Genomic DNA, 21534 nt, shown 5'->3' with positions numbered 1-21534 from the left:
TCAGGCACCTGTCTGGTTGAATTTCTTTCGGTTGATTCGGGCGCGCAATGTCAGGGCCGCCAGGGTCCCGAGCACGCCGACAAAGGCGATGTAGCCGAAATACAGGTTGTAGCCGGCCTTGCCTGGGTAGGTATCGGTCAGGTAGCCATTGATCAGCGGGATAAACGTGTCGGGCAAGTAACCCACCACCGAGACAATGCCAATGGCCAACCCGGTGATGCGCAGCGGAATGTCGCAGCTGTCGAGGATCGCCCAGTACAGGCCGCGAATCGCATAGGTCATCAGGCCAATAAAAATCACCGTACCGATCAGCAGGCCCAGGCTGTTAAAACCGGGGAACACAATCAACCCGAGCATGCCCAGGGTCACCAGCACCAGCGCGACGATCAGTACCGAGATATTCGAGAACTTGTCGCCCAGCCAGCCGCCACCGATGCCGCCGATGGGGCGCATCCACAGCTTGATGGTGGTGATGGTGCCGGCCATCACGGCGGTCATGCCGCTGCCTTGCAGGTAGTCGGAGAAGCTGTAAGTAGCCCAGAACATGTGATAACCACAGAACACAATGGCAGTCACCAGCCACAGCTCGGGAATTTTCACCAGGGTGGCAAGGTCGGCGATCAGGTTGAACTTGCCCTTCTCCACCGGCGACGTCTCGGCCATGGACTTGGGGTCCTTGAGCAGTACCAGCCCGCAGCCGATGGCGATGCAGATAAACGAGTACAAGTAGACCACGTGCTTGAAACCTTCGGCGGCCGACTGGCTACGGGTTTCGGTGGCATAGGCGAACAGCCCCAGGGCCACGGTCGCCAGCAAGGCTTCCACCAGCCCGCGACCGCCATCCAGGATGCCGAAGAAACGCCCCTGCTCGCTGTGATGGGCGATCATCTTCACGCGCTTGAGCACCGAGGCCCAGAACGTCAGGCCGGTGGTCAGGCCCCAGCAGCCGAAGATGATCATCAGGCCGGTCATCGACGGCACGGTCGAATACCACAGGCCCAACGCGCCAGTGGCGACCAGTGAGAAGAAAATCAGGAAGCGCGGCGGCAGGCGATCCGCCAACCAACCACTGGGTAAGTAACTGAGCAAAAAGATCGTGCCGAGCATCGAGTACAAGTAACCCAGCTGGCTGTGGTTGATCTGGAACACTTCAAGCATGGTGGTCTGGTAGACCTGGCGCAGATAGAGGATCGGGTAGATCGCCCCGGCGGCCAACACCAGCAACAGCAATTGGAAATAGCGACTGGCAGTGTCGCTTTTTGCCGCGGACACGGCATCGAAACCCTGGGCAACGGGTGCAGGCTTGGACATCTTGATGACCTCGGGCACCCACGGTGCAGGTGCCCTGATAATTGTTTTTATTGAAGGTACAACCGGTATGCGTGGATCAGTACTTCATCACCACCAGGCGAGTCTGGGTGAACTCAAGCATCCCGTGCTTACCGTCATCGCCGCCCAGCCCTGAGCGTTTCCAGCCGGCGTGGAAACCCTGATACGGGTCTGCCGGGGTGCGATTGACGTACAGCTCACCGGCTTCGATGGCGTTTGCCACTTTCATCGCCGTGCGGTAGTTCTCGGTGTACAGCACCGACGACAGGCCGAATTGATGGTCGTTGGCCATCGCCAGGGCTTCGTCGATGTCGCGGTATTTGAGTACCGGCAGCACCGGGCCGAAGATTTCTTCCTGGATGATTTCCATGTCCTGGCGGCAACCGCTGAGCAAGGTCGGCGGGTAGAAATGGCCTGGGCCGACCGGCAGCACACCGCCAGTTTCCAGTACAGCGCCGGCGGCGACGGCGCGCTCGACCATGGCGTGGATATTCTTCCGGGAACTGGCGTTGACCAGCGGGCCCATCAGGCTTTCGTCGACGGCGCGGTCACCGAATTTCACGGCGCTGATTTTGCTTTTGAGCAACGCGAGGAACGGCTCGTACACACTCTCGTGCACGTACACCCGCTCAACCGCCGTGCATAACTGGCCGCAGTGGGTGGTCTTGGAGGCAACAATCGCGCTGGCAGCGTTTTCCAGGTCGGCATCGGCCTCGATGATCGCCGGGGTCTTGCCGCCCAGCTCCAAGGACGGCTTGGCGATATTGGCCTTGCAGTAATCGAGCACGATACGCCCGGCGTTGACGCTGCCGGTGAGGGTGATCAGGCCAACGGCTTTATGGGTGCAAACGGCGGCGGCGGTGGCGTGGTCCATGGTCAGGATATTGATCACACCGGCCGGCAGCCCTGCCGTGACCACGGCCTTGGCAATTTCAAATGCCGACAGCGGCGTGTTGTTGCTCGGGCGTACCACCACGGTGTTGCCGGCAATCAACGCCGGGGCAATTTTGCGCAACAGGGTGTAGACCGGGTAGTTGAAGGGGATCAGGCAGGCGACCACGCCAATCGGTTCGCGTTGCAGGAACAGGTTTTCATCCGGTGTGTCGCTGGGGATGATTTCGCCTTCAATCCGGCGTGCCCATTCGGCGTGGTAGCGGGTGATTTGTGCGGCGTAGCGGGCTTCGTTGCTGGCGTCACCGACGCTTTTGCCGGACTCGTTGGCCAAGGCCGCGCCGATCGCTTCGGCGTGGTTGTCGAGGGCGTCGGCCAAGGCGCGAAGGTAGTCGGCGCGCTGAATGCTGGTGAGCTTGCCCCAGGTTTTCTGGGCAGTGGCGGCGGCGTCGACGGCGGCGGTGGCCTCATCGGCCGTCGCGGCGCTGACATGGCCGACCAGGGTTTCATTGGCAGGGTTGTAGACGGCGATCAGGGCGTCGCTGGCAGGTTCGACGAACTGCCCATTATAGAAATTGCGCTCGAATTGCATGTGGTTTGCCCAACGTTGTTGTTTTGCGAGTGACATGCAGTTTTGTATTTGCTTGGGGGGTGTGCAAACGACTTATTGGGTGGGGTAACGTGCGAAAAATGCAGGTTACTGGGGCACGGCGTGCCCAAACACAGGCAAATGTGGGAGCTGGCTTGCCTGCGATAGCATCGACTGTGTGTCACTGATGCACCGAGGTGCCTGCATCGCAGGCAAGCCAGCTCCCACATTTGGATCTCACGCCCTCAAATTAACCGATATGCACGCAATCAAACCGCCGCCGTAGAAGGCTCAAGCTTGCGCTGCGCCAACCAGATCTCTTCCTGCAACCACCGCCCAAACACCTGCAACTGCGGCATATCGGTCTGCTCCGGCCGAGTCACCAGCCAATACGACTGATGCCCCTCCACGTGCACATTCAATACCTGCGTCAACTGCCCCGAGGCTAACTCGGCAGCCACCATGTGCCAGTCCGCAATGCTAATCCCCAACCCATCCGTCGCCGCCCGGATTGCCAGATCCAGCAGGTCAAACTCATACCCGCCCTGGGTATCCACCCCATGAATCCGCGCCGCGTCCAGCCAGTGCTTCCACGTCAGATAACGCTGATCCTCACTGGCCAACACATGCAGCAACGTCATGCGATTCAAATCCACCCCATCACTGCACTCGCGGGCATACAGCGACGGCGCACACACCGCAATGTGCCGCTCCTGGATCAGCAACGAACTGTCCAGCCCGTCCCACTCACCATTGCCAAACCGAATGGCGCAATCGAGGGTGCTGGTCTGCGCCAGGCTGTCCTGCAAACACGTGGTGATGCTCAACTCCAACTCCGGATGCGCCTCACGCAAACGCCCCAACCGTGGCATCAACCAACGGCTGGTGAACGTTGGCGGCGCGTTGATGTGCAGTCGGTTGGAGTGGGTTTTCTGCTGGATGCTGCGCACCGTCAGCTCGATCTTGTCGAACGACTGGTGCAACGCCCGCAACAACACGCGCCCGGCGCTGGTGAGTTCAAGGTGGTGATGGCGCCGCTCCAGCAGGTTCTCACCCAATTGTTCTTCAAGCTGGCGCACTTGGCGACTGACCGCACTTTGGGTCACGTTCAACAGCTCCGCCGCCCGGGTAAAGCTGCCAGTGCTGCCGGCCACTTCGAAGGCTTTAAGGGCGTTGAGACCAGGCATTTTGCGTTTCATGGAAGGCACTCGACAGCAGCATTTAAGGAAGATCAAGCAAACAAACTCTGCACACAACATACCTTTTTGTATTGGGCCAGGGGTAGCACCCTGTGCAGCGGAAAAATACGCGGATTAAAACAACGCTGTCGTTTTTCGATCAATGACGTCGTGGATGAATACAGAGCACGCGTATAACGCATGCACACTAAGACAATTAAGCATTGGTCGCGAAGTCGCGACAAAAGTTAGTCTGCCGAACAACTAACTCTTCCCACTTTGCGATTATTTAAACCGGGGCCTCGCCATGTCCAACCTACCTGTTTCATCGCGGCGAAGTATCGGGTTGCTGGCATTCGTGTTTACCGCGTGCAACGCCACGACCCATGGTTTCAGTGTGTTTCTGTATTCCGCTTTATTACCGCAGATTCGTCAGGCATTTGAACTGAGCTACAGCCAGGCCGCCCTGATTGCCGCGTTGTTGCAGCTGTTCTACATGGGCGCCTCGATTGCCAGCGGCATCGCCGCCGCGTGGGTGAGCCCGCGCACGATGGTGCGCCTGACCATCGTGCTGAGCCCCGCGCTGCTGGCACTGGCCGTCGCCACCCCGTGGGTGCTGCCGTTTGCCCTGTGCCTGGCGCTGGTGTCGGCGTGTGCGGTGTCAAACTGGAATGCCATTGCGGCCCTGGCGCGCGAAGTCATTCCGGCCAGCCACCGCAGTCGCGTGCTGGGGCTGGCCTCGTCGGGCGCAGCGTTTGCGATCTGCTTGAACGGCGTGTTGATCGCGCTGTTGCAGGGACTGACGTTGCGGCAGTTCTGGTTGATCTGTGCCGGATTAACGCTATTGGTCACGCTGCTGACCCTCTGGGCCTTGAGCCCGTACGCCGAGCAGGCGCCCCGCGCCGCCCAGCCCCCCGCCTTCACTCACGTACTGAGGCAATGGCTGCGCCTGTGCCTGGAACAGCCCGTGGCGTTGCACATTGTATTGCTCAGCGGGTTTATCGGCGCGATCAGTGGGCCGTTTCTGAATTTCCTGTCGGTGTTTGTCAGCGATCGCCTGCACGCGGGCGCGGCAATCACCGGTTCGATGTGGACGTTGATCGGCATCGGCGGTGCCCTCGGCGGGCTGCTGCTGGGTGCGCTGGCGGATCGTTGGGGCGCGTTGCGGGTGCTGGCGCTGAGCATCGGCGCATTCGGCCTGGCCATGCTGGGCCTGCTGGCGCACCCCAGCCTGCTCGTGAGTTGGTGGGCCGCCGGGTTATTTGCGCTGTTCTATTTCCCCTCATGGGGGTTGATGGCGGCCTACCTAAGCGCGCGTCTCAACCCGGTGCACAGCCTGCAAGTGGTGAGCCTGAGCATGGTCAGTTATGGCCTGGCCAGTGCCACCGCCAACGGGCTCTGTGGCTGGCTGTTGCAAGTCAGTGGTGAGTTTGCCGTGGTGCACGGCTGGATCGCCGGCTGGGTGATCGCCTGCCTGTTACTGCTCAAGCGCATGGCTCATCGACAAACCGCGCAGACGCTGCCTGTCCACGTGCCCTGAGCGCCCCAACTGGCGCTGCAGAATCTCCACCAATGCCTCCACCTCCGGCACCTGGCAGCCGCTTGAGCGCCAGAGCATCAGGCGGGCCGACGCAATCGGTGGAAAGCCTTGCTGCTCATCCAGAATCTGCCAGCCGGCCGGCACCAGGCGCCGCGCCATCACCCCGACCGACAAGCCCTGCTCAATCGCAATCGCGATCCCGCGCGGGCTCTGGCTGGTGTACACCACCTGCCACGAGCGCCCGGCCTCGGCCAACGCCTGCACGGCATTGGCGCGGAAGGCGCAGCCCTCGGCGTAGACCGCAAGCGGCACCGATTGGCGCCCCACGCAACTCCAACTCGGCGCCGCCACCCACACCAACGGTTCGTCGCACAGGTATTCGCCGGGTTGCAGGCCGGCATGTTCAACGCCCAACACCAGGTCCAGCTCGCCACGATGCAAGCGGGCGACCAGCGCGGTCGACATCTCGCAACAGATGTCAGGGCGGACCTGGGCAAACTGTGCCTGGAAGTCCTTGAGCATCCCGCCCAGGCAATATTCGGCGTAATCCTCCGGCATGCCCAAGTGGATACACACCTGTTCATTGGGCAATTGTGCGGCGCTGACGGCCTCCAAGTGCAGCTTGAGGATTTGCCGCGCGTAGATCAGAAAGGTCTCGCCACTCGGGGTCAGGCCAATGGAGCGACTGGTGCGGCGTATCAGCGGCGTGCCGACAATCTCTTCGAGCCGCTGCAAACTCTGGCTGACGGTGGATTGGGTTTTATGCAGGCGCTCGGCGGCGGCCGAAAACCCCTGGCACTCAATAATTGCCACGAATACTTTAAGTAAACCGCCATCCAGTTCGCCTGACATGACTATCGCCCCTGCCGATGGATTCGATCACAACTTGTAATTTCCACTTCCAAACGCTTTACGCAACTATCGACTCAACACAACAACCGACGTCAGGAGCCGTGTATGAGTCTTAAACTTGCCGATGCCGAAACCGGCGATATCAGCGACATCATTAATACCGAGCTGTACCCCATACATGATTCGGGCCATGTTCAATTACAGGCATTAATTGAACATGCGCGGGCCGAGTTGGCCGAAGACGGTTGCTGCCTGCTGAAAAACTTCCTGCGCCCTGAAGTGTTGGAGCAGGCGCGCCTGGAAGGTCAGGCACTGTCGGGCAAAACATTTTATTCGGTGCGCAAGGTCAACGCCTATTTCACCGAGGACGACGCCAGCCTGCCCCAGGATGATCCGCGTCGCACGTTCATGGAGCGCACCAGCGGCTTCGTAACCCGCGACATGATCGCCCCCGACGCGATCATCCATCGCCTGTACGTGTCACCGATGATGAAACGTTTTATCGGTGCCTGCCTCGACGAACCGGAGATTTTCGAATACGCCGACCCCTTCGCCGGGCTGGTGATCAACGTGATGCCCGAAGGCACCGAGCAGCCTTGGCACTTCGATACCAACGAATTCATCGTCAGCATGATGACCCAGAAACCCGAGGCCGGTGGCCTGTTCGAATACGCGCCGATGATCCGCTCGCGCAGCCAGGAAAACCTCGGCGCCGTCGGCAAAGTGGTGCGCGGTGAAGACCGCTCGCGGGTCCAGGAGCTGGCACTCAACCCGGGTGATCTGCAGATTTTCAAGGGGCGCTTCTCGGTACACCGGGTCACCCGTGTGGAAGGTGCCACCGAACGCAACACAGCGATCTTCGCCTACTCGGAGAAGCCCGGAATCATCGGCCGCGCCCAGCGCACCAAACAGCTTTACGGACGCCTGTCCGAAGCCCACCTGCAAGCCGAACGCAACCTGGTGCGCAGCGACCAGTTGCTCGACTGATTCCCCCCTCAAAAAAAACCAAACCCGTATGTGCCCTGCGAGGAACACCCATGAGTCTGTCCGGCCCCAACCGCAACCCCGCTGACTGCGAACCCACCGATGACGAGATCCAGCAAATCCAGCTGGACCGCCTGCAGCGGGTGCGCAATGAACTGAAAAAACGTGACTACGCCGCCTGTGTGCTGTTCGACCCGACCCACATGCGCTACGCCACTGGCTCGCGCAACATGCAGGTGTACTCGGCGCGCAACCCGGCGCGTTATGCCTTCATTCCGGCGGAAGGCCCGGTGGTGATCTTCGAGTTCGGCGGCTGCCTGCACCTGGCTGAAAGCCTGAACACCGTGGACGAAGTACGCCCGGCCAAAGCCATCTCCTACTACTTCTGTGAAAGCTTTTTGGGCAACGTCACCGCCGACTGGGCAGCCGAGATTGATGAGCTGGTGCGCCAGTGCGGTGGCGGCAACCGTATCGCCATCGAGAGCGCCACCTCGGCGGCGGCCTTTGAATTGCAAAAGCTCGGTTACCAGGTGTTTGACGCCCAGGAACCACTGGAGCGTGCGCGCTGCATCAAAGTGCCCAATGAGCTCAAGATGATCCGCGCCAGTCTGCGCGCCACCGAGGCCGGGGTGCGCTTGATGGAAAGCAAGCTGGTGCCGGGCATCACCGAGAACCAGCTGTGGTCGCACCTGCACCAGCATGTGATCGCCACCGATGGCGACTATGTTGAGACGCGCCTGCTGTCTTCCGGGCCGCGCACCAACCCGTGGTTTCAGGAGTGCAGCACGCGGCCGATCGAGGCCGGCGACCTGGTGGCACTGGACACCGACGTGGTCGGGCGTTTCGGCTATTACGCCGACTTCTCACGCACCTTTCTCTGTGGCGATCAGGCCGCCACCGCCAAGCAGCAAGAGCTGTACAAACTCGCCTACGAGCAAGTGCAAACCAACGTGGAAATGCTCAAGGCCGGGCGCAGCTTCAAGGAATACGCCGAGATGGCCTGGAAGATTCCCGAGCATTACAAAAACAACCGCTACTTCGCCCTGGTGCACGGGGTTGGCATGACCGGTGAATACCCTTACGTGGTGCACCGCGAAGACATCGACGCGCTGGGCTACGACGGTGTGTTCGAGGCCGGCATGACCATCTGCGTGGAAAGCTACATCGGCCACGACGACGGCGGCGAAGGCGTAAAGCTCGAAGAACAGATCTACATCCACGAACACGGCATCGAGTTGCTCTCCGACTACCCGTTCGACCCGCGCCTGCTGCGGTAATGATCGTTCCCACGCTCTGCGTGGGAACGTATCCCGTGACGCTCTGCGTCACCGTTGCGCAGAGGCGACGCAGAGCGTCTGGCCAGCATTCCCACGCAGAGCGTGGGAACGATCGGCCGACGCGGGGCAGCATGTAACATGCATTTATAGAAGGTTACTGCGCAGAATTTGTCGTTTGTCGATCTTTGCGCAAATGACAAAACTGCGGGCATCTCTAATAAAAACAACATGAGAGCTGCCCTATGTCCTGTCCCATTGCCCGCCTCCTCACTTCGTTGCGCCTTGTTCTTCTGCCGGCTTCACAGCGGTCCGTGCTGCGCCTTTACTGCGCCTGCCACTGACCCTTGCGGTTCAACAAAAACGCATATTCGCAAGTACCGGAGAGGCTTATGAAAGAGTTGACTACCCTGGACGGCGCCGAGGCGCATCCAGCCATCAATGACCTGTGTGCCCAGGCACAAAGCGGCGAGATCAACCGGCGCCAGTTCCTGCGCACCGCTGCCCTGCTGGGGATTACCGTGGCCAGCGCCAGCAGCTTTATCGGCTCGGCCCTGCTCGGCAACGACGCCCAGGCCGCCGACGCCACACCCGCCCGCCAGGGTGGCAGCCTGCGCTTTGCCTGTGCGATCCAGGAAATCCAGGACCCGATGCTGATCACCTGGATCGAAGCCTCGAACCTGTTGCGCAACTCGCTGGAATACCTGACCTGGGTCGACGCCGACAACATCACCCACCCGTACCTCGCTGAAAGCTGGAGCCCGTCCGACGACCTCACCACCTGGACCTTTAACCTGCGCCAGGATGTGAAGTGGAGCAATGGCGACCACTTCACGGTCGAGGACGTGCAACACAACATTGAACGCTGGATCGCGGCGGACTCCAAGTCGGTTAACCGCACCGCATTCCAGGACATCAAAGCCTTCGAGAAAGTCAGCGACTACCAGTTCCGCCTGCTGCTCAAGCGGCCGATGCTGGCGATCCCGGAAATGCTCAACGCGTTCACCTGCGCCATCGTCCACCGCAGCTTCAAGGCCGGTGACGACTGGGCGAAAAACCCGTTGGCCACAGGGCCGTTCAAGCTGGTTTCGTTCGCCGTGAACAAACAGGCGACGTTCGCCAAACGCGCCGATTACTGGGGCAAGCCTGCCAACCTCGACGAGCTGCGTTACATCGACATGGGCACCGACGTGTCCACCCACCTCGCCGCCCTGCAGGCCGGCCAAGTCGACGTGTTGTACCGCGTGACCGTGGCCGAACTCGACTTGGCCAAGCGCCTGCCCGGCGCGCAGTTGCTCACCTGCAAATCCGCGCAAACCGTGGTGATGCGTATGGCCTGCGATCAGAAGCCGTTCACCGACCTGCGCATCCGCAAAGCCGTGGTGCTGTGCGCCGATAACGCGCAGATGCTCAAGATCGCCTATCGCGGCATGGGCACCCTGGGCGAAGACCACCATGTGGCGCCCTCCCATCCCGAGTACTTTCCACTGCCCAAGCGCAACCGCGATGTGGCGGCGGCGAAGAAGCTACTGGCCGAAGCCGGCTTTGCTAATGGCCTCGACATCGATTTGATCGTCGGCAACACCCAGGGCCGCTATGAGCAGGACTGCGCGCAAATCCTGCAGCAAAACTGCCTGGAAGCCGGGATTCGCATCAACCTCAAAGTGGTGCCCGCCGCCCAATACTGGCCGATCTGGGACAAGGCCGCGTTCAGCCTCACTTACTGGGCCCATCGCCCGCTGGGCGTGATGTCCCTGGAGCTGGCCTACCGCGGCGGTGGCGCCTGGAACGAAAGCCACTACAGCGACCCGGCCTTTGACGCCGCGCTTGACAAGGCCATGGGCATCATCGACCCCAAACAACGCGCTATCGCGATGCAAAACGTCGAGCAGATCCTGCAAGACGCCTGCGTCATCGTGCAGCCGTTCTGGGGTGACAAGTTCACCGCCGTGAGCAAAAAGGTCCAGGGCTTCCAGGTGCACCCTTCCGACTTCTACCCCATGGGCAATGTGTGGCTGAGCGCCTGAGCTAAGGCGCGCCCTTCCTGCCCGACTGCGGGCAGGCCTCCCTTGAACAGTCGGAGCATGCACCCATGGCTGATTTTCTATTGCGCAAATTACTGGCGCTGGTGGCGACCCTGCTGTCGGTGTCACTGATCGTGTTCCTGGCCCTGGAACTGAATATCGAGGACGTGGCGATCAACGTCCTCGGCCCCTACTCCGCCGCCGACCAGCGTGCGGCGTGGCTGGTAGAGCACGGCTATAACCAACCTTTTGTTTGGCGTTACCTGCTGTGGCTCAAGGACTTTGTCAGCGGCGACTGGGGCACCTCGGTGTACTTTCGCGAGTCGGTGATCAAGCTGTTGCTGCCCAACCTGGCGCAAACCCTGACCCTGGCCGGCCTGGCCTTACTGGTGATGGTGCCGGTGGCGTTGACCCTGGGCATTCTCGCCGGCATCCGCCAAGGCTCGCTGCTCGACCGCCTGGTGTCGTTCGTGTCGATTGTCACCACGTCGATTCCCGACTTTGCCAGCGCGGTATTCGTCTCGGCGATCTTTGTGTTCTGGCTCAACTGGCTGCCCGGCGTCAGCAGCATGAGCGACGGCTTCAGCGCGGTGGAGCTGGTGCTGCCGTTGATGGTGCTGTGCCTGTTCGGCATCGGCTACCTGGCGCGGATCACGCGGGCGTCGATGGTTGAAGTGATGCAGTCACCGTACATCCGCACGGCGCGGCTCAAAGGCGCTTCCACTGCGCGCATTGTCGTACGGCATGCCCTGCGCAATGTGCTGATCGCCCCGATTACAGTGATCATGCTGTACATCCCATGGCTGCTGTCCAACGTGATCGTGGTCGAGGTGTTCTTCGCCTACAAGGGCTTCGGCTCGCTGTTGTACACCGCCTCGTTGAACCATGACGTGTACCTGATCGAAGCCTGCGCGATGGTCAGTGCCGTGGTGGTGGGCATCACCAAGATCTTTTCGGACCTGGCCTACACCTGGCTCAACCCGCGCATCACCCTGCGCAGTCTCGGCGGAGGTGCCCAATGAACCGTCTGCACGCCTTCAAACATCCCCTGGCGTTGCTCGGCCTGTTGCTGGTCGGCGGCTGGGTGTTGATCGCGCTGTTTGCACCCTGGCTGGCGCCGCATGATCCGCTGGAAAGTTTCACACCCTTGCTGACGCCGATGACCGCCGGCGACAACGGCCAGAGCTTCCTGCTGGGCACCGACATGATCGGTCGCGACATTCTCTCGCGGCTGATCTGGGGCACGCGCACCGTGCTGTTCTGGTCGATTCTGGCCACACTCACCGCGTTCGCGGTGGGCATCGCCATGGGCTTGTGCGCCGGTTACTTCAACGGTTGGGTGGATGCCGTGCTGTCGTATGTGGCCGACACCGTGCTGTCGTTCCCGGTGCTGGTGTTGTACATCGTGATCATCATCGCCCTGGGTGCTTCGGCGTTGAATATCCTGATTGCGGTGACCTTCACCAGTGCCCCGGCGATCTTTCGCATCATGCGTGCGCTGACGATCGACATCCGCTCGCGCGACTACGTACTCAGTGCGATCACCCAAGGTGAAGGCTCACTTCGCATCATGCTGGTAGAAATTTTGCCCAACTGCGGCGGCCCGTTGATCGTGGATTTCTGCCTGCGCATCGGCTACACCGCGATCATGATCGGCGCCCTGGGTTTTCTCGGCCTAGGCCTGCCGCCACCGATGCCGGACTGGGGCGGCATGATCAACGATGGCCGCGCCATGGCCATTGCCTTCCCACACCTGGTGATCTTCCCCTGCATTGCCATCTCCACCCTGATGCTGGGCCTGAGCCTGCTGGCGGACGGCCTGGATGAAAACGCCCAGCACGGCGCGAGGAATTGAACATGAACGCTGAAACCGTATTGCGGGTACACAACCTGTCGGTTGAACTGCCCGCCGGCACCGACCGAAGCCATGCCGTGCACGGCATCAGCCTGGAGGTGCGCAAGGGTGAAATCCTCTGCGTGATCGGCGAGTCCGGCTCGGGCAAATCCGTGCTGTCGGCGGCGATCATGGGCGACTACGCCAAAGGCCTGCGGCATGCCGGTGGGGTGATTGACTTTCTCGGTGACGATATCTGCACCCTGGATGAAGCGCGCCTGCGGCAGTTGCGCGGTAACCGCATCGCCATGATTTTCCAGGAGCCCATGGCGGCACTGAACCCGGCGATTCGGATCGGCAAACAAGTCGAAGAAATCTTCGACATCCACGCCGCCCACATGCCCCAACGCGAGCGCCGCGAACGCATGCTCGCGCTGCTCGAATCCACCCAACTGCCAGACCCACCGCGCATCGCCAACAGCTTTCCCCATCAACTGTCCGGCGGCCAGTGCCAGCGCGTGGTGATCGCCATGGCCCTGGCGATGAACCCGGACTTGTTGATCGCCGACGAACCCACCACGGCGCTGGACGTGACCACCCAGGCCCAAGTGCTGAAGCTGGTGCGCGACCTGCGCGGGCGTGGCCAGCACGGCATTCTGTTTATCACCCATGACTTCGGTGTGGTGGCACAGATTGCCGACCGCATTGCGGTGATGGAAGGTGGTCGCCTGGTGGAGATTGGCGACCGCGACCAAGTGCTGAACGCCCCGGCCCACGCCTACACGCGCAAACTCATCGCCGCAGTGCCGGCCCTGCACCCGGAACTGCACACGCCGAGTGCCGACGGTGAGTTGGCGTTGCGCATCGAACACCTGACCAAAACCTACAACGTCGGTGGCAGCTCCGTCGCGGCGCTGCGCAACGTGTCGCTGAACCTGCCACGCGGCAAGACGCTGGCGATTGTCGGCGAGTCCGGCTCGGGCAAAAGTACCTTGGTCAAGGCTGCAATCCGTCTGGTGGAGAGTGACAGCGGGCATGTGTGGGTCGGCGATACTGACTTCCTCGCCTTGCGCGGCTCAGCCCTGGCGGCCAATCGGCGGCGCATCCAGATGATTTTCCAGGACCCATACGGTTCGCTCAACCCACGCCATCGCGTCGGCGACATCATCGCCCGCGCCGCGCAATTGCGCGGGCTGTCGGCCAAGGACGCCTGGGCCGAGGCCGGTGACTTGCTCGAACAGGTCGGCCTCAAGCGCGACGCCCTCAAGCGCAAGCCCCGGCAGTTTTCCGGTGGCCAGCGCCAACGCATCGGCATCGCCCGCGCCCTGGCCATGCGCCCGGAAGTGTTGATCGCCGATGAGAGCGTCTCGGCGCTGGATGTGTCGGTGCAAAAACAGGTACTCGAACTGCTCGCCGAGCTGCAACAGCAATTGAACCTGAGCATCCTGTTTATCACCCACGACCTGCGCGTGGCGGCGCAGATCAGCGATCACATCGCGGTGATGCGCCAGGGCGAAGTCGTCGAGTACGGCACCGCTGAACAGGTGCTGCTGCGCCCACAAAACAGCTACACCCAGGCGCTGCTCGCGGCGGCGCCAGGCGCCACGCAATTACCGGCTGCCGGGCCGCCACTGAGGCTGATCCGCCCCGCCGCGCACTGAGTTGCAAAATTTTCCCCGCGTCGCAGCGTTCGCTGCGGCAACGGGCTGCTGTTGCCAAAAAATAACCAATAATGAGAGCGAAACCATGCGACCAACCCTACGTTACATCGCCCTGGTCCCAGTGCTCGGCGCCCTGGCGGCGCCGGCCATGGCCTACCAGGTCACCGACAACCTCGACCTCGGCGGCGCCGTGCGGGCGCGCTGGGACTATGACCCGGATCGCGGCATCCAGAAGTTCGGCCTCGACACCGCGTTCCTCAGCGCCAAGTACAACTCCGACACCTGGATCGGTGAGGCCCAGTACCGCTTTTACGGGCGTTCGTACCCGTACCAGTACACCAAGAACTACGGCGATATCCAGTTCGCCAAGTTTGCGTGGGTGGGCTACAAGTTCAACCCCGACCAGCAAGTGCAGGTGGGCCTGAACACCGTGCCGTTCGGCTTGCAGCCGTATTTTGGCAGCACCTTCTACGAAACCCTGGGCAACGTGATCGGCCTGGAAGACGTGCAGCAGGTCGGCGCCAAGTACATCCAGCAAAGCGGCGATTGGAACATCCAGGCCGGCTACTACCTGCGCCCGGCGTGGCAAGGCAAAGGCACCAGCAAGGGCGTGACCTACTCCAGCGTGATTTCCGAAGCCGACAGTTACGTGGGCGACGGCAGCAACAACCAGGAGCGCAACACCGTGGTGGTGCGGGTGGCCAAAGCCATGGAGCTGGGCAACTGGAAGTCGGAAATCGGGCTGTCCGGCTTGACCTCAACGCTTGAGAACAAAGACACCAACAACGACGGTCGGCGCAACGCCGTGGCGATCCACTACCTGGGCAAAAACGGCCCGTGGGGCGTGCAATTGCAGGCGGCGCGCCAACAAATGTCGCCACGTAACCCCGGCACCGACAGCGTGGTGACGCTGGGTGGCTATGATGGCACGTTCAACGTGGCCAGCCGGGGCAATTTGTATGTGGCGGATTTGAGCTACGACGTGGGCGGCAAATACCTGTTTGACCAGGTCAGCGGCGTGAAGCTGTATGCCAACTACAGTGCGTTTGATAAATCCGAGGATCAATTCAAGACCTCGCAACGGGTGATTCTGGGCACCTCGTTTTCGGTGAGCAAGTTGTGGGTGGCAACGGAGTGGTTGATCGGTAAAAACGACCCGTATATCGGGGGCAGCAGCTATACCGAAAGTTTGGGCGCGGGTGGGAGTAACCAGTGGGAGAATCAGCTGTACATGAACATCGGTTACTACTTCTAATAGGCCACTGACGCCATCGCGGGCAAGCCCGCTCCCACATTTGATCGGCGCCGTGGTCAAAATGTGGGAGCTGGCTTGCCTGCGATAGCGTCAGTACCAACACTATAAAAACAACCGGTGTGGAATCCCTTTCATGCGCCAACTGCCCGCCCTCAACATGCTGCGTATCTTCGAAGAAGTCGCTCGCCACCGCAGCTTCAGCCAGGCCGCCGTGGGCCTTAACGTCACCCAGGGCGCCGTCAGCCGCCAGATCAAACAACTGGAAGACTACCTCGGCATCGCCTTGTTCATCCGCACGCCCCAGGGCCTGTCCCTGACCGAAGCCGGCTTTGCGCTTTCCCCACACCTGAGCGACGCCTTCGACCATATCGAGCGCGCCCTGCAAGCCGTGCGTGTGCCCAACCTGCGCCAGCGCCTGCGCATCGTCGCGCCGCCGACCTGGGCCACACGCTGGCTGTCCGCGCACCTGCGACGCTTCTGCGAGCGTTACCCGGATATCAACCTCAGCGTCACCCACCAGAACAGCCACGACAGCCTGACGGAAATCGACTGCAGGATTCGTTTCGGCCTCGAACCGGCGGCGCATTGCAGCAGCGAATTGCTGGTGATGGAACGGCACATCGCCGTCGCCAGCCCGGAGCTGTTCAGCAACGGCCAACCGCCCGACCTGCGGCGTTTTCCATTGCTGCATATCCTGCACGATGGCAAGCGCTTGAAGGTCTGGGAAAACTGGCTGGCGGCCATGGGCCGGGACGACATCGATGCGGGCCAGGGTCTGGAATTCAGCACCCTGGACCAGGTGATCCACACCGCCCTGGCAGGCGGTGGCTTAGCCGTGATCGACCGGCAGATGATCGAGCGCGAGTTGGCCAATGGCAGCCTGCTGCCGATCACGCCCGTGGAAGTGATCGGCCCTTATGGCTATTGGCTGGATGTGGCGAGTGACAAACAGGGTTTATCCAAGGTGCGTTTGTTTACGCAGTGGCTGGGCCAGGTCAGCAATCCCTGACACCGGTGGCGCCTGGGCCTTGCACGCCTGGCTCAAGGTCAGCGCCTTGGTTTCCGGGGCCCAGGCCCAGGAGATCATCGCGCCCAATACCAGTATCGCCGCCAGAATGCCCATGGTCGGGCTCAAACCAATCCCGGCGACACTCACCGGCAGCAGGAATGTACTGATCGCCGAGCCCAGGCGACTCACCGCCGTGGCCAGGCCAATGCCGCTGGCACGCACTTCGGTGGGGAAGCTTTCTGCCGGGAATACCCCGACCAGGTTGCTGACCGCCGACAACACCAAAGTAAACACACCGAAGGTCAACACCATCAGCCACGCCATGCTCCCCGGCAACACCGCCAGCAGGAACAGCGCCGCAGCAAGGATAATGAACGAATTGATCAGAAACCCACGGCGCGAGAACTTCACCGTGCACCAGATGCCGATCAAGGCGCCGATGATCAGCAGCACGTTGAGCATCAATTCTGTGCCAAAACCTTCGGCCAGGCCCATTTTCTGCAGGATCGAGGGCAAGAAGGTGTAGATCGCGAAATACGGCATTACGATGCATACGAAGAACAGGCAGTTGAACGCCGTGCGCTTGCGGTATTCGCGGCTGAACAACACGCCATAGCCGGAACGGGTTTGCGTCGACGGTTCCTCATCCAGCACCACATGCGCGCCCAGGTGCTTTTTGACGATGGCACGGGCTTCGGCGATGCGCCCCCGGTTGACCAGCCAGCGCGGTGATTCCGGAGTGCCGATGCGCGCGAGCAGAATCAGCCCGGCCGGGATCGCCGACGATGCGAGCATCCAGCGCCAGGCGTCGTCACCGAGGCTGAGCATCGCGGTGCCGACAAAGGTTGCGGCCACGTAGCCGACGGTCCACACCACGCTGAAGGAGCCGAGCAGCACGCCCCGATGTTTCTTCGGCGAAAACTCGGCCAGCATGGCATGGCCGACGCTGAAGTCGCCGCCCAAGCCGATGCCGATCAGCACTCGGCATAGCAACAGCCCCATGGCGGTTTCAGCATAGAACTGCATGACCGACGCCACGGTAATCAGCACAAAGCTGACGAGAAAGATCTTCTGCCGACCGAGGGTGTCGGAGATCCAGCCGAAAAACAGGCTGCCCAGGAACAAACCAATCAGGGCCGAAGCACCGATCAAGCCTTGCCAGAAGGCGTCGAGTTGCATCTGGGGGCTGAGCAGAGTGAAGGCGATACCGATCAAGCCGAGGATATAGCCGTCGGTGAAGTGCGCACCAAAGGTCAGGCCGGCGATCTTCAGATGAAAGCGGCCGATCGGCAGGTCGTCGATTTTGACGGGTTGAGCAGTCATGGTGTTCTCCATATTGTTGTTCTTGACGGAGTAACAGCGGGCAAGCCGATTGTGGTGTGTGAGCTTTTTTGTGGGAGCTGGCTTGCCTGCGATAGCGGTAGGTCAGTCGCCGAATGTGCCAGCTGGCATGCCTCATCGCAGGCAAGCCAGCTCCCACACTGGATCGGTGTGTGTGTGTTTAAAGGCCGCCCATCAACAAATATTTGATCTCCAGATAATCATCCAGCCCGTACTTGGAGCCTTCACGGCCCAGGCCCGATTCCTTGATGCCGCCAAACGGCGCGACTTCGGTGGAGATAATCCCTTCGTTGATGCCGACCATGCCCGCTTCCAGGCCTTCGGCCATGCGCCACACGCGGCCGATATCGCGGCTGTAGAAGTACGCGGACAAACCGAACGGCGTGTCATTGGCGCGCTGCAGTACTTCGGTTTCATCTTGGAAACGAAAGCATGCCGCCACCGGGCCGAAGGTTTCTTCCTGGGCAATCAGCATGTCGCCATGGGCTTCGGTGAGAATGGTCGGTTCGAAGAACGTCCCGCCCAGTGCATGACGACGGCCACCGCACAGCAGTTTGGCGCCCTTCTCCAAGGCGTCGCCGACATGGGCTTCGACCTTGGCCAGCGCGGCCGCATTGATCAGTGGGCCTTGTTCGGTTTCACCGTCCAGGGCGCTGCCGACGCGCATCGCCGAGACCGCCTCGGCCAGTTTGCGGGTAAAGGCCTCGTACACGCCGTCCTGGATAAAGAAGCGGTTGACGCACACGCAGGTTTGCCCGGTGTTGCGAAACTTGGACGCCATTGCGCCTTTGACGGCGGCGTCCAGGTCGGCGTCGTCGAACACGATAAAGGGTGCATTGCCGCCGAGTTCCAGGGAGACTTTTTTCAGCGTGTCGGCCGCCTGGCGCATCAACAGTTTGCCGGTGCGGGTGGAGCCGGTGAACGACAGCTTGCGCACCACGCTGGAGGCTTGCAGCGCACCACCGATGGCCACCGCATCGCCAGAAACGATGTTGAACACACCGGCCGGAATACCCGCCTGCTCGGCCAGCACTGCCAGGGCGAAGGCGGACAGCGGGGTTTCTTCCGAAGGTTTGAGAACCATCGTGCAACCCGCCGCCAGTGCCGGGCCGACCTTACGGGTGACCATCGCCAGGGGGAAATTCCACGGCGTGATCGCCGCAACCACGCCGATGGCTTCCTTGACGACGATGATGCGTGCGTCGGCCTTGTGGCTGGGAATTACGTCGCCATACGCACGTTTAGCCTCTTCGCCGAACCACTCCAGGAAGCTCGCGGCGTAAACCACTTCGCCCATGGCTTCGGCCAGGGGTTTGCCTTGCTCCAGGCTAAGCAGTTGCGCCAGGTCCTTCTGGTTGCTGAGCATCAGCTCGCTCCAACGCTTGAGGCGCTGGCTGCGCTCCTTCGCCGTGAGCTTGCGCCAGGCCGGCAAGGCGCGGTTGGCGGCGTCGATGGCCAGGTTAGTGGCTTCGCCCGCGGCGCACTGCACGTCAACGATCAACGCGCCGTTGGCCGGGTTGAGCACCGGGTAAGTCGGGCCGCCGCTGGACCAGTGGCCATCGATGTAATTGCCAGTACGAATCAGCGGGTTCATGCCACGGCCTCAATCAGGTTGAAACGGTCCAGGCCCGGGCGGGCCTCGCGCAGGATGCGCCGGCCGGCGGTGTAGTCGTTGATCACATCGCACGGCGTGTAATTACGCTCCAGCTCGTGCAGTTCTTCGGCATCCAGTTGGGTGTCGAGGGCCGCCAGTGCACTGTCAAATTGGGCAGTGGTGTCGGCCCCCACCAGCATCACGTCGACGCCAGGGTGGTTGGCGACCCAGGCCTGGGCGATCTGCGCATTCGACACGCCACGGGCACGCGCCACGCGCTGCACCGAATGGGCGATATCGAACGAGGCCTGGTCGCTGTACATCTGCTGGGTGAAAAAGTCGGTCTGGTTGCGAGTCGACTGCACTTCGCCGGTGAGCAACCCGCGCGCCAGCGGGCTGAACACCGAGACACCCAGGCCCTGGTCGCGGCAGAACGGGATCATCTCGCGCTCTTCTTCACGGTACGCGCAGTTCAGTTGCAGCTGCATATTGATCGGCTTGACCCAGCCATTGCGCTCGCACGCCATGAGGATCTTGGCCAACTGGCCGGTGAGCATGGTCGACACGCCGATGTAGCGCGCCTTGCCGGAGCGCACGATGTCGTTCATCGCCGCCATGGTCTCTTCGACCGGGGTGTTCAGGTCGAAATAATGCAGCATGAACACATCAACGTAATCCATGCCCAGACGGCTCAGCGAGGCGTCGATGCTGTCCATGATGTGCTTGCGCGAATGGCCGCTGGCATTGATGCCACTGCGGGTGCCGTAACCGACTTTGGTGGTGACGACAATGTCTTCGCGCCGTGCGACGCGCTTGAGGATGCGCCCCACCACTTCTTCACCGACGCCTGCGGAGTAGAAGTCCGCCAGGTCGATGAAATTGACGCCGTTGTCCAGCGCGTGGGCGACGATGGGCTCACTTTGCTTTTCGTCGAAAATCCACGGTTTCCAGTCCGGGGTGCCCATGTTCATGGTGCCCAGGCACAGGCGGGAGACTTGCAGGCCGGAGTTGCCCAAACGGGTGTATTGCATGGGGATGTCCTCAGGCCTTTGGCGTATAGAAAGGGTTGCTGATGTGGTTGACCACATCGGCCAGTTGCGCGGTGTAGGGCGTGCCATTGAGGGCGGCGCGGATCGCGGTGCGACAGGCGTTGTAGTTGTTCAGGTAGACGGCGTCCAAGTCATCGCAGGCCGGGTTGACCCAGTTGGCGGTGACGATGGCCCATTCGTCTTCGGCTTCCGGCGGCAAGGTGCCGTCGAGCAAGGCTTGCAGCACGGCCTTGGCGATACCGGCCTGGGACGCGCCCCAGGTGGCATTGCCGTGCAAGTCGCTGCCGATCGCGGCCTTGTTGACGTAGAGGGTCATGGGCTTGACCGGGATGTTTGGCTGGGCAATCACCATGAACGGGATGTGGCCCTGGCTTGGCGACGCAAGGCTGTTGGCAAAGGCCTGGCCGGCCGGCCCGTTGCGTGGGCCGATGAGGATATTGATGTGGGCAGCATTGACGCCTGGGCCTTCGAAGCCCTCGCCGATGTACAGATCAAGTGGTTTCATTTCGCAAACGCTCGTTGTTGTTATGAGGGGAGCTTGTTGGCGATTTTTTAGCACTGGCGCTGGCAGCGGCCGTAACCATTAAAAGTCATAGGGGTGTGAGTTTTGCTCATGGCCCCTGCGACGATCGATGCCGTTTTGTGTCGTTGACCTACTTTGTTACACACCATATAGTGTGCCCACAAGCAGAACAGACCACTACATAGTGTGCAGCATCGGTATTTACCGACCACACTACGCGCAATATTTCAATGCCTAGTAGCCTGCAAACCGCATATTTTTGGACGGGTTCACACACCGTCAGAACAGACCAGGAAGGAGTATTTCAATGCTGAGTTGGGATGAAGTCGACAACGAAGACACCGGTGCAGCGGTGATCAAGGGCGCCAACGCCGGGCATGCCAGCGAAGCCAACATGGACCGCCTCGACGGCGCCGGCGCCGCTGCCGCACTGGAAGCGCGCAACGTGACGGCCAATGACTCCGCCGCGATCATCCGCGCCAAGGCCGCCCTGGACAAACTCGACGTCGCCGAAGGCCTCGCCGAACTGGAAGGCTCCGCCGCCCGCGTCGCCGTTGACGAAAAACGCATGATCAACTGCCGCGCCGACCTCAACCAACTCGTGCCC

The 21534-nt window shown here is 61.3% G+C and carries 17 protein-coding genes and 1 pseudogene; 10 read left to right on the top strand and 8 right to left on the bottom strand.

The features are described from left to right. The 3 genes from L8I05_RS05560 to L8I05_RS05550 all read right to left on the bottom strand — a co-directional run bounded on the left by L8I05_RS05560 (position 1) and on the right by L8I05_RS05550 (position 4008). Positions 1–1311: an MFS transporter gene (locus tag L8I05_RS05560; protein ID WP_242167501.1), complete on the bottom strand. Its 1311-nt coding sequence runs from the start codon at positions 1309–1311 to the stop codon at positions 1–3. 76 nt (positions 1312–1387) lie between these two features. Next, a complete protein-coding gene (aldA, locus tag L8I05_RS05555; RefSeq protein WP_242167500.1) occupies positions 1388–2812 on the bottom strand; it encodes an aldehyde dehydrogenase in 1425 nt (474 codons plus the stop codon). 266 nt (positions 2813–3078) lie between these two features. Continuing rightward, the gene (locus tag L8I05_RS05550) at positions 3079–4008 is read right to left on the bottom strand and encodes a LysR substrate-binding domain-containing protein (RefSeq protein ID WP_242167499.1); all 930 of its coding nucleotides are present in this window, start codon (positions 4006–4008) and stop codon (positions 3079–3081) included. 286 nt (positions 4009–4294) lie between these two features. Between L8I05_RS05550 and L8I05_RS05545 the strand changes: the two genes are divergently transcribed. Further along, positions 4295–5527 carry an MFS transporter gene (locus tag L8I05_RS05545; RefSeq protein WP_242167498.1) on the top strand — a complete coding sequence of 411 codons (1233 nt, stop codon included), beginning with the start codon at positions 4295–4297 and terminating at the stop codon, positions 5525–5527. Here L8I05_RS05545 and L8I05_RS05540 read toward each other — a convergent pair. Then, a complete protein-coding gene (locus tag L8I05_RS05540; RefSeq protein ID WP_242167497.1) occupies positions 5465–6379 on the bottom strand; it encodes a LysR family transcriptional regulator in 915 nt (304 codons plus the stop codon). The two genes, L8I05_RS05545 and L8I05_RS05540, sit on opposite strands and share 63 nt — an antisense overlap. A 105-nt stretch (positions 6380–6484) precedes the next feature. Between L8I05_RS05540 and L8I05_RS05535 the strand changes: the two genes are divergently transcribed. From L8I05_RS05535 to L8I05_RS05500, 8 genes are all read left to right on the top strand, one after another. Continuing rightward, entirely contained in the window at positions 6485–7366 is an 882-nt protein-coding gene (locus tag L8I05_RS05535; protein WP_242167496.1) for a hypothetical protein, read from the top strand. Between the two features lie 50 nt (positions 7367–7416). Continuing rightward, positions 7417–8640, top strand: coding sequence for a Xaa-Pro peptidase family protein (locus tag L8I05_RS05530; RefSeq protein WP_242167495.1), 1224 nt, complete (start codon positions 7417–7419; stop codon positions 8638–8640). Between the two features lie 389 nt (positions 8641–9029). Then, positions 9030–10664: an ABC transporter substrate-binding protein gene (locus L8I05_RS05525; protein ID WP_242167494.1), complete on the top strand. Its 1635-nt coding sequence runs from the start codon at positions 9030–9032 to the stop codon at positions 10662–10664. A gap of 65 nt (positions 10665–10729) precedes the next feature. Next, entirely contained in the window at positions 10730–11683 is a 954-nt protein-coding gene (locus L8I05_RS05520; RefSeq protein ID WP_242167493.1) for an ABC transporter permease, read from the top strand. Beyond that, positions 11680–12516, top strand: coding sequence for an ABC transporter permease (locus tag L8I05_RS05515; RefSeq protein ID WP_242167492.1), 837 nt, complete (start codon positions 11680–11682; stop codon positions 12514–12516). The genes L8I05_RS05520 and L8I05_RS05515 overlap by 4 nt, the downstream gene beginning before the upstream one ends. A 2-nt stretch (positions 12517–12518) precedes the next feature. Next, entirely contained in the window at positions 12519–14156 is a 1638-nt protein-coding gene (locus L8I05_RS05510; RefSeq protein ID WP_242167491.1) for an ABC transporter ATP-binding protein, read from the top strand. An 85-nt stretch (positions 14157–14241) separates the two neighbouring features. Continuing rightward, positions 14242–15411 (top strand): hypothetical protein, encoded by a 1170-nt coding sequence (locus L8I05_RS05505; RefSeq protein WP_242167490.1) that lies wholly within the window; start codon positions 14242–14244, stop codon positions 15409–15411. A gap of 133 nt (positions 15412–15544) precedes the next feature. After that, positions 15545–16420, top strand: a complete 876-nt coding sequence (locus tag L8I05_RS05500; RefSeq protein ID WP_242167489.1) for a LysR substrate-binding domain-containing protein — start codon at positions 15545–15547, stop codon at positions 16418–16420. Here the strand turns inward: L8I05_RS05500 and L8I05_RS05495 are convergent. From L8I05_RS05495 to fae, 4 genes are all read right to left on the bottom strand, one after another. After that, positions 16367–17743, bottom strand: a complete 1377-nt coding sequence (locus L8I05_RS05495) for an MFS transporter (protein WP_242167488.1) — start codon at positions 17741–17743, stop codon at positions 16367–16369. The two genes, L8I05_RS05500 and L8I05_RS05495, sit on opposite strands and share 54 nt — an antisense overlap. A gap of 178 nt (positions 17744–17921) precedes the next feature. Continuing rightward, on the bottom strand, positions 17922–19355 hold the full coding sequence (locus L8I05_RS05490; RefSeq protein ID WP_242167487.1) for an NAD-dependent succinate-semialdehyde dehydrogenase: 1434 nt from the start codon (positions 19353–19355) through the stop codon (positions 17922–17924). Next, a complete protein-coding gene (locus L8I05_RS05485; protein WP_242167486.1) occupies positions 19352–20386 on the bottom strand; it encodes an aldo/keto reductase in 1035 nt (344 codons plus the stop codon). Before L8I05_RS05485 ends, L8I05_RS05490 begins: the two co-directional genes overlap by 4 nt. Positions 20387–20396: 10 nt before the next feature. Then, positions 20397–20909 (bottom strand): formaldehyde-activating enzyme, encoded by a 513-nt coding sequence (gene fae / locus L8I05_RS05480; RefSeq protein WP_242167485.1) that lies wholly within the window; start codon positions 20907–20909, stop codon positions 20397–20399. Positions 20910–21234: 325 nt separating this feature from the next. On the opposite strand from fae, the pseudogene L8I05_RS05475 reads away from it, so the two are divergent. Then, positions 21235–21534: pseudogene (locus L8I05_RS05475) on the top strand (ribonucleotide-diphosphate reductase subunit beta); the annotation flags it as partial.

The organism is Pseudomonas sp. MONT-RG-20F-20-E-7-02 (genome assembly GCF_022662395.1).
In the GTDB taxonomy this organism is placed as follows: Bacteria; Pseudomonadota; Gammaproteobacteria; order Pseudomonadales; family Pseudomonadaceae; genus Aquipseudomonas.
The sequence above is the reverse complement of the archived record's forward strand: the minus strand, read 5'-3'. Positions and strand labels throughout refer to the sequence as shown.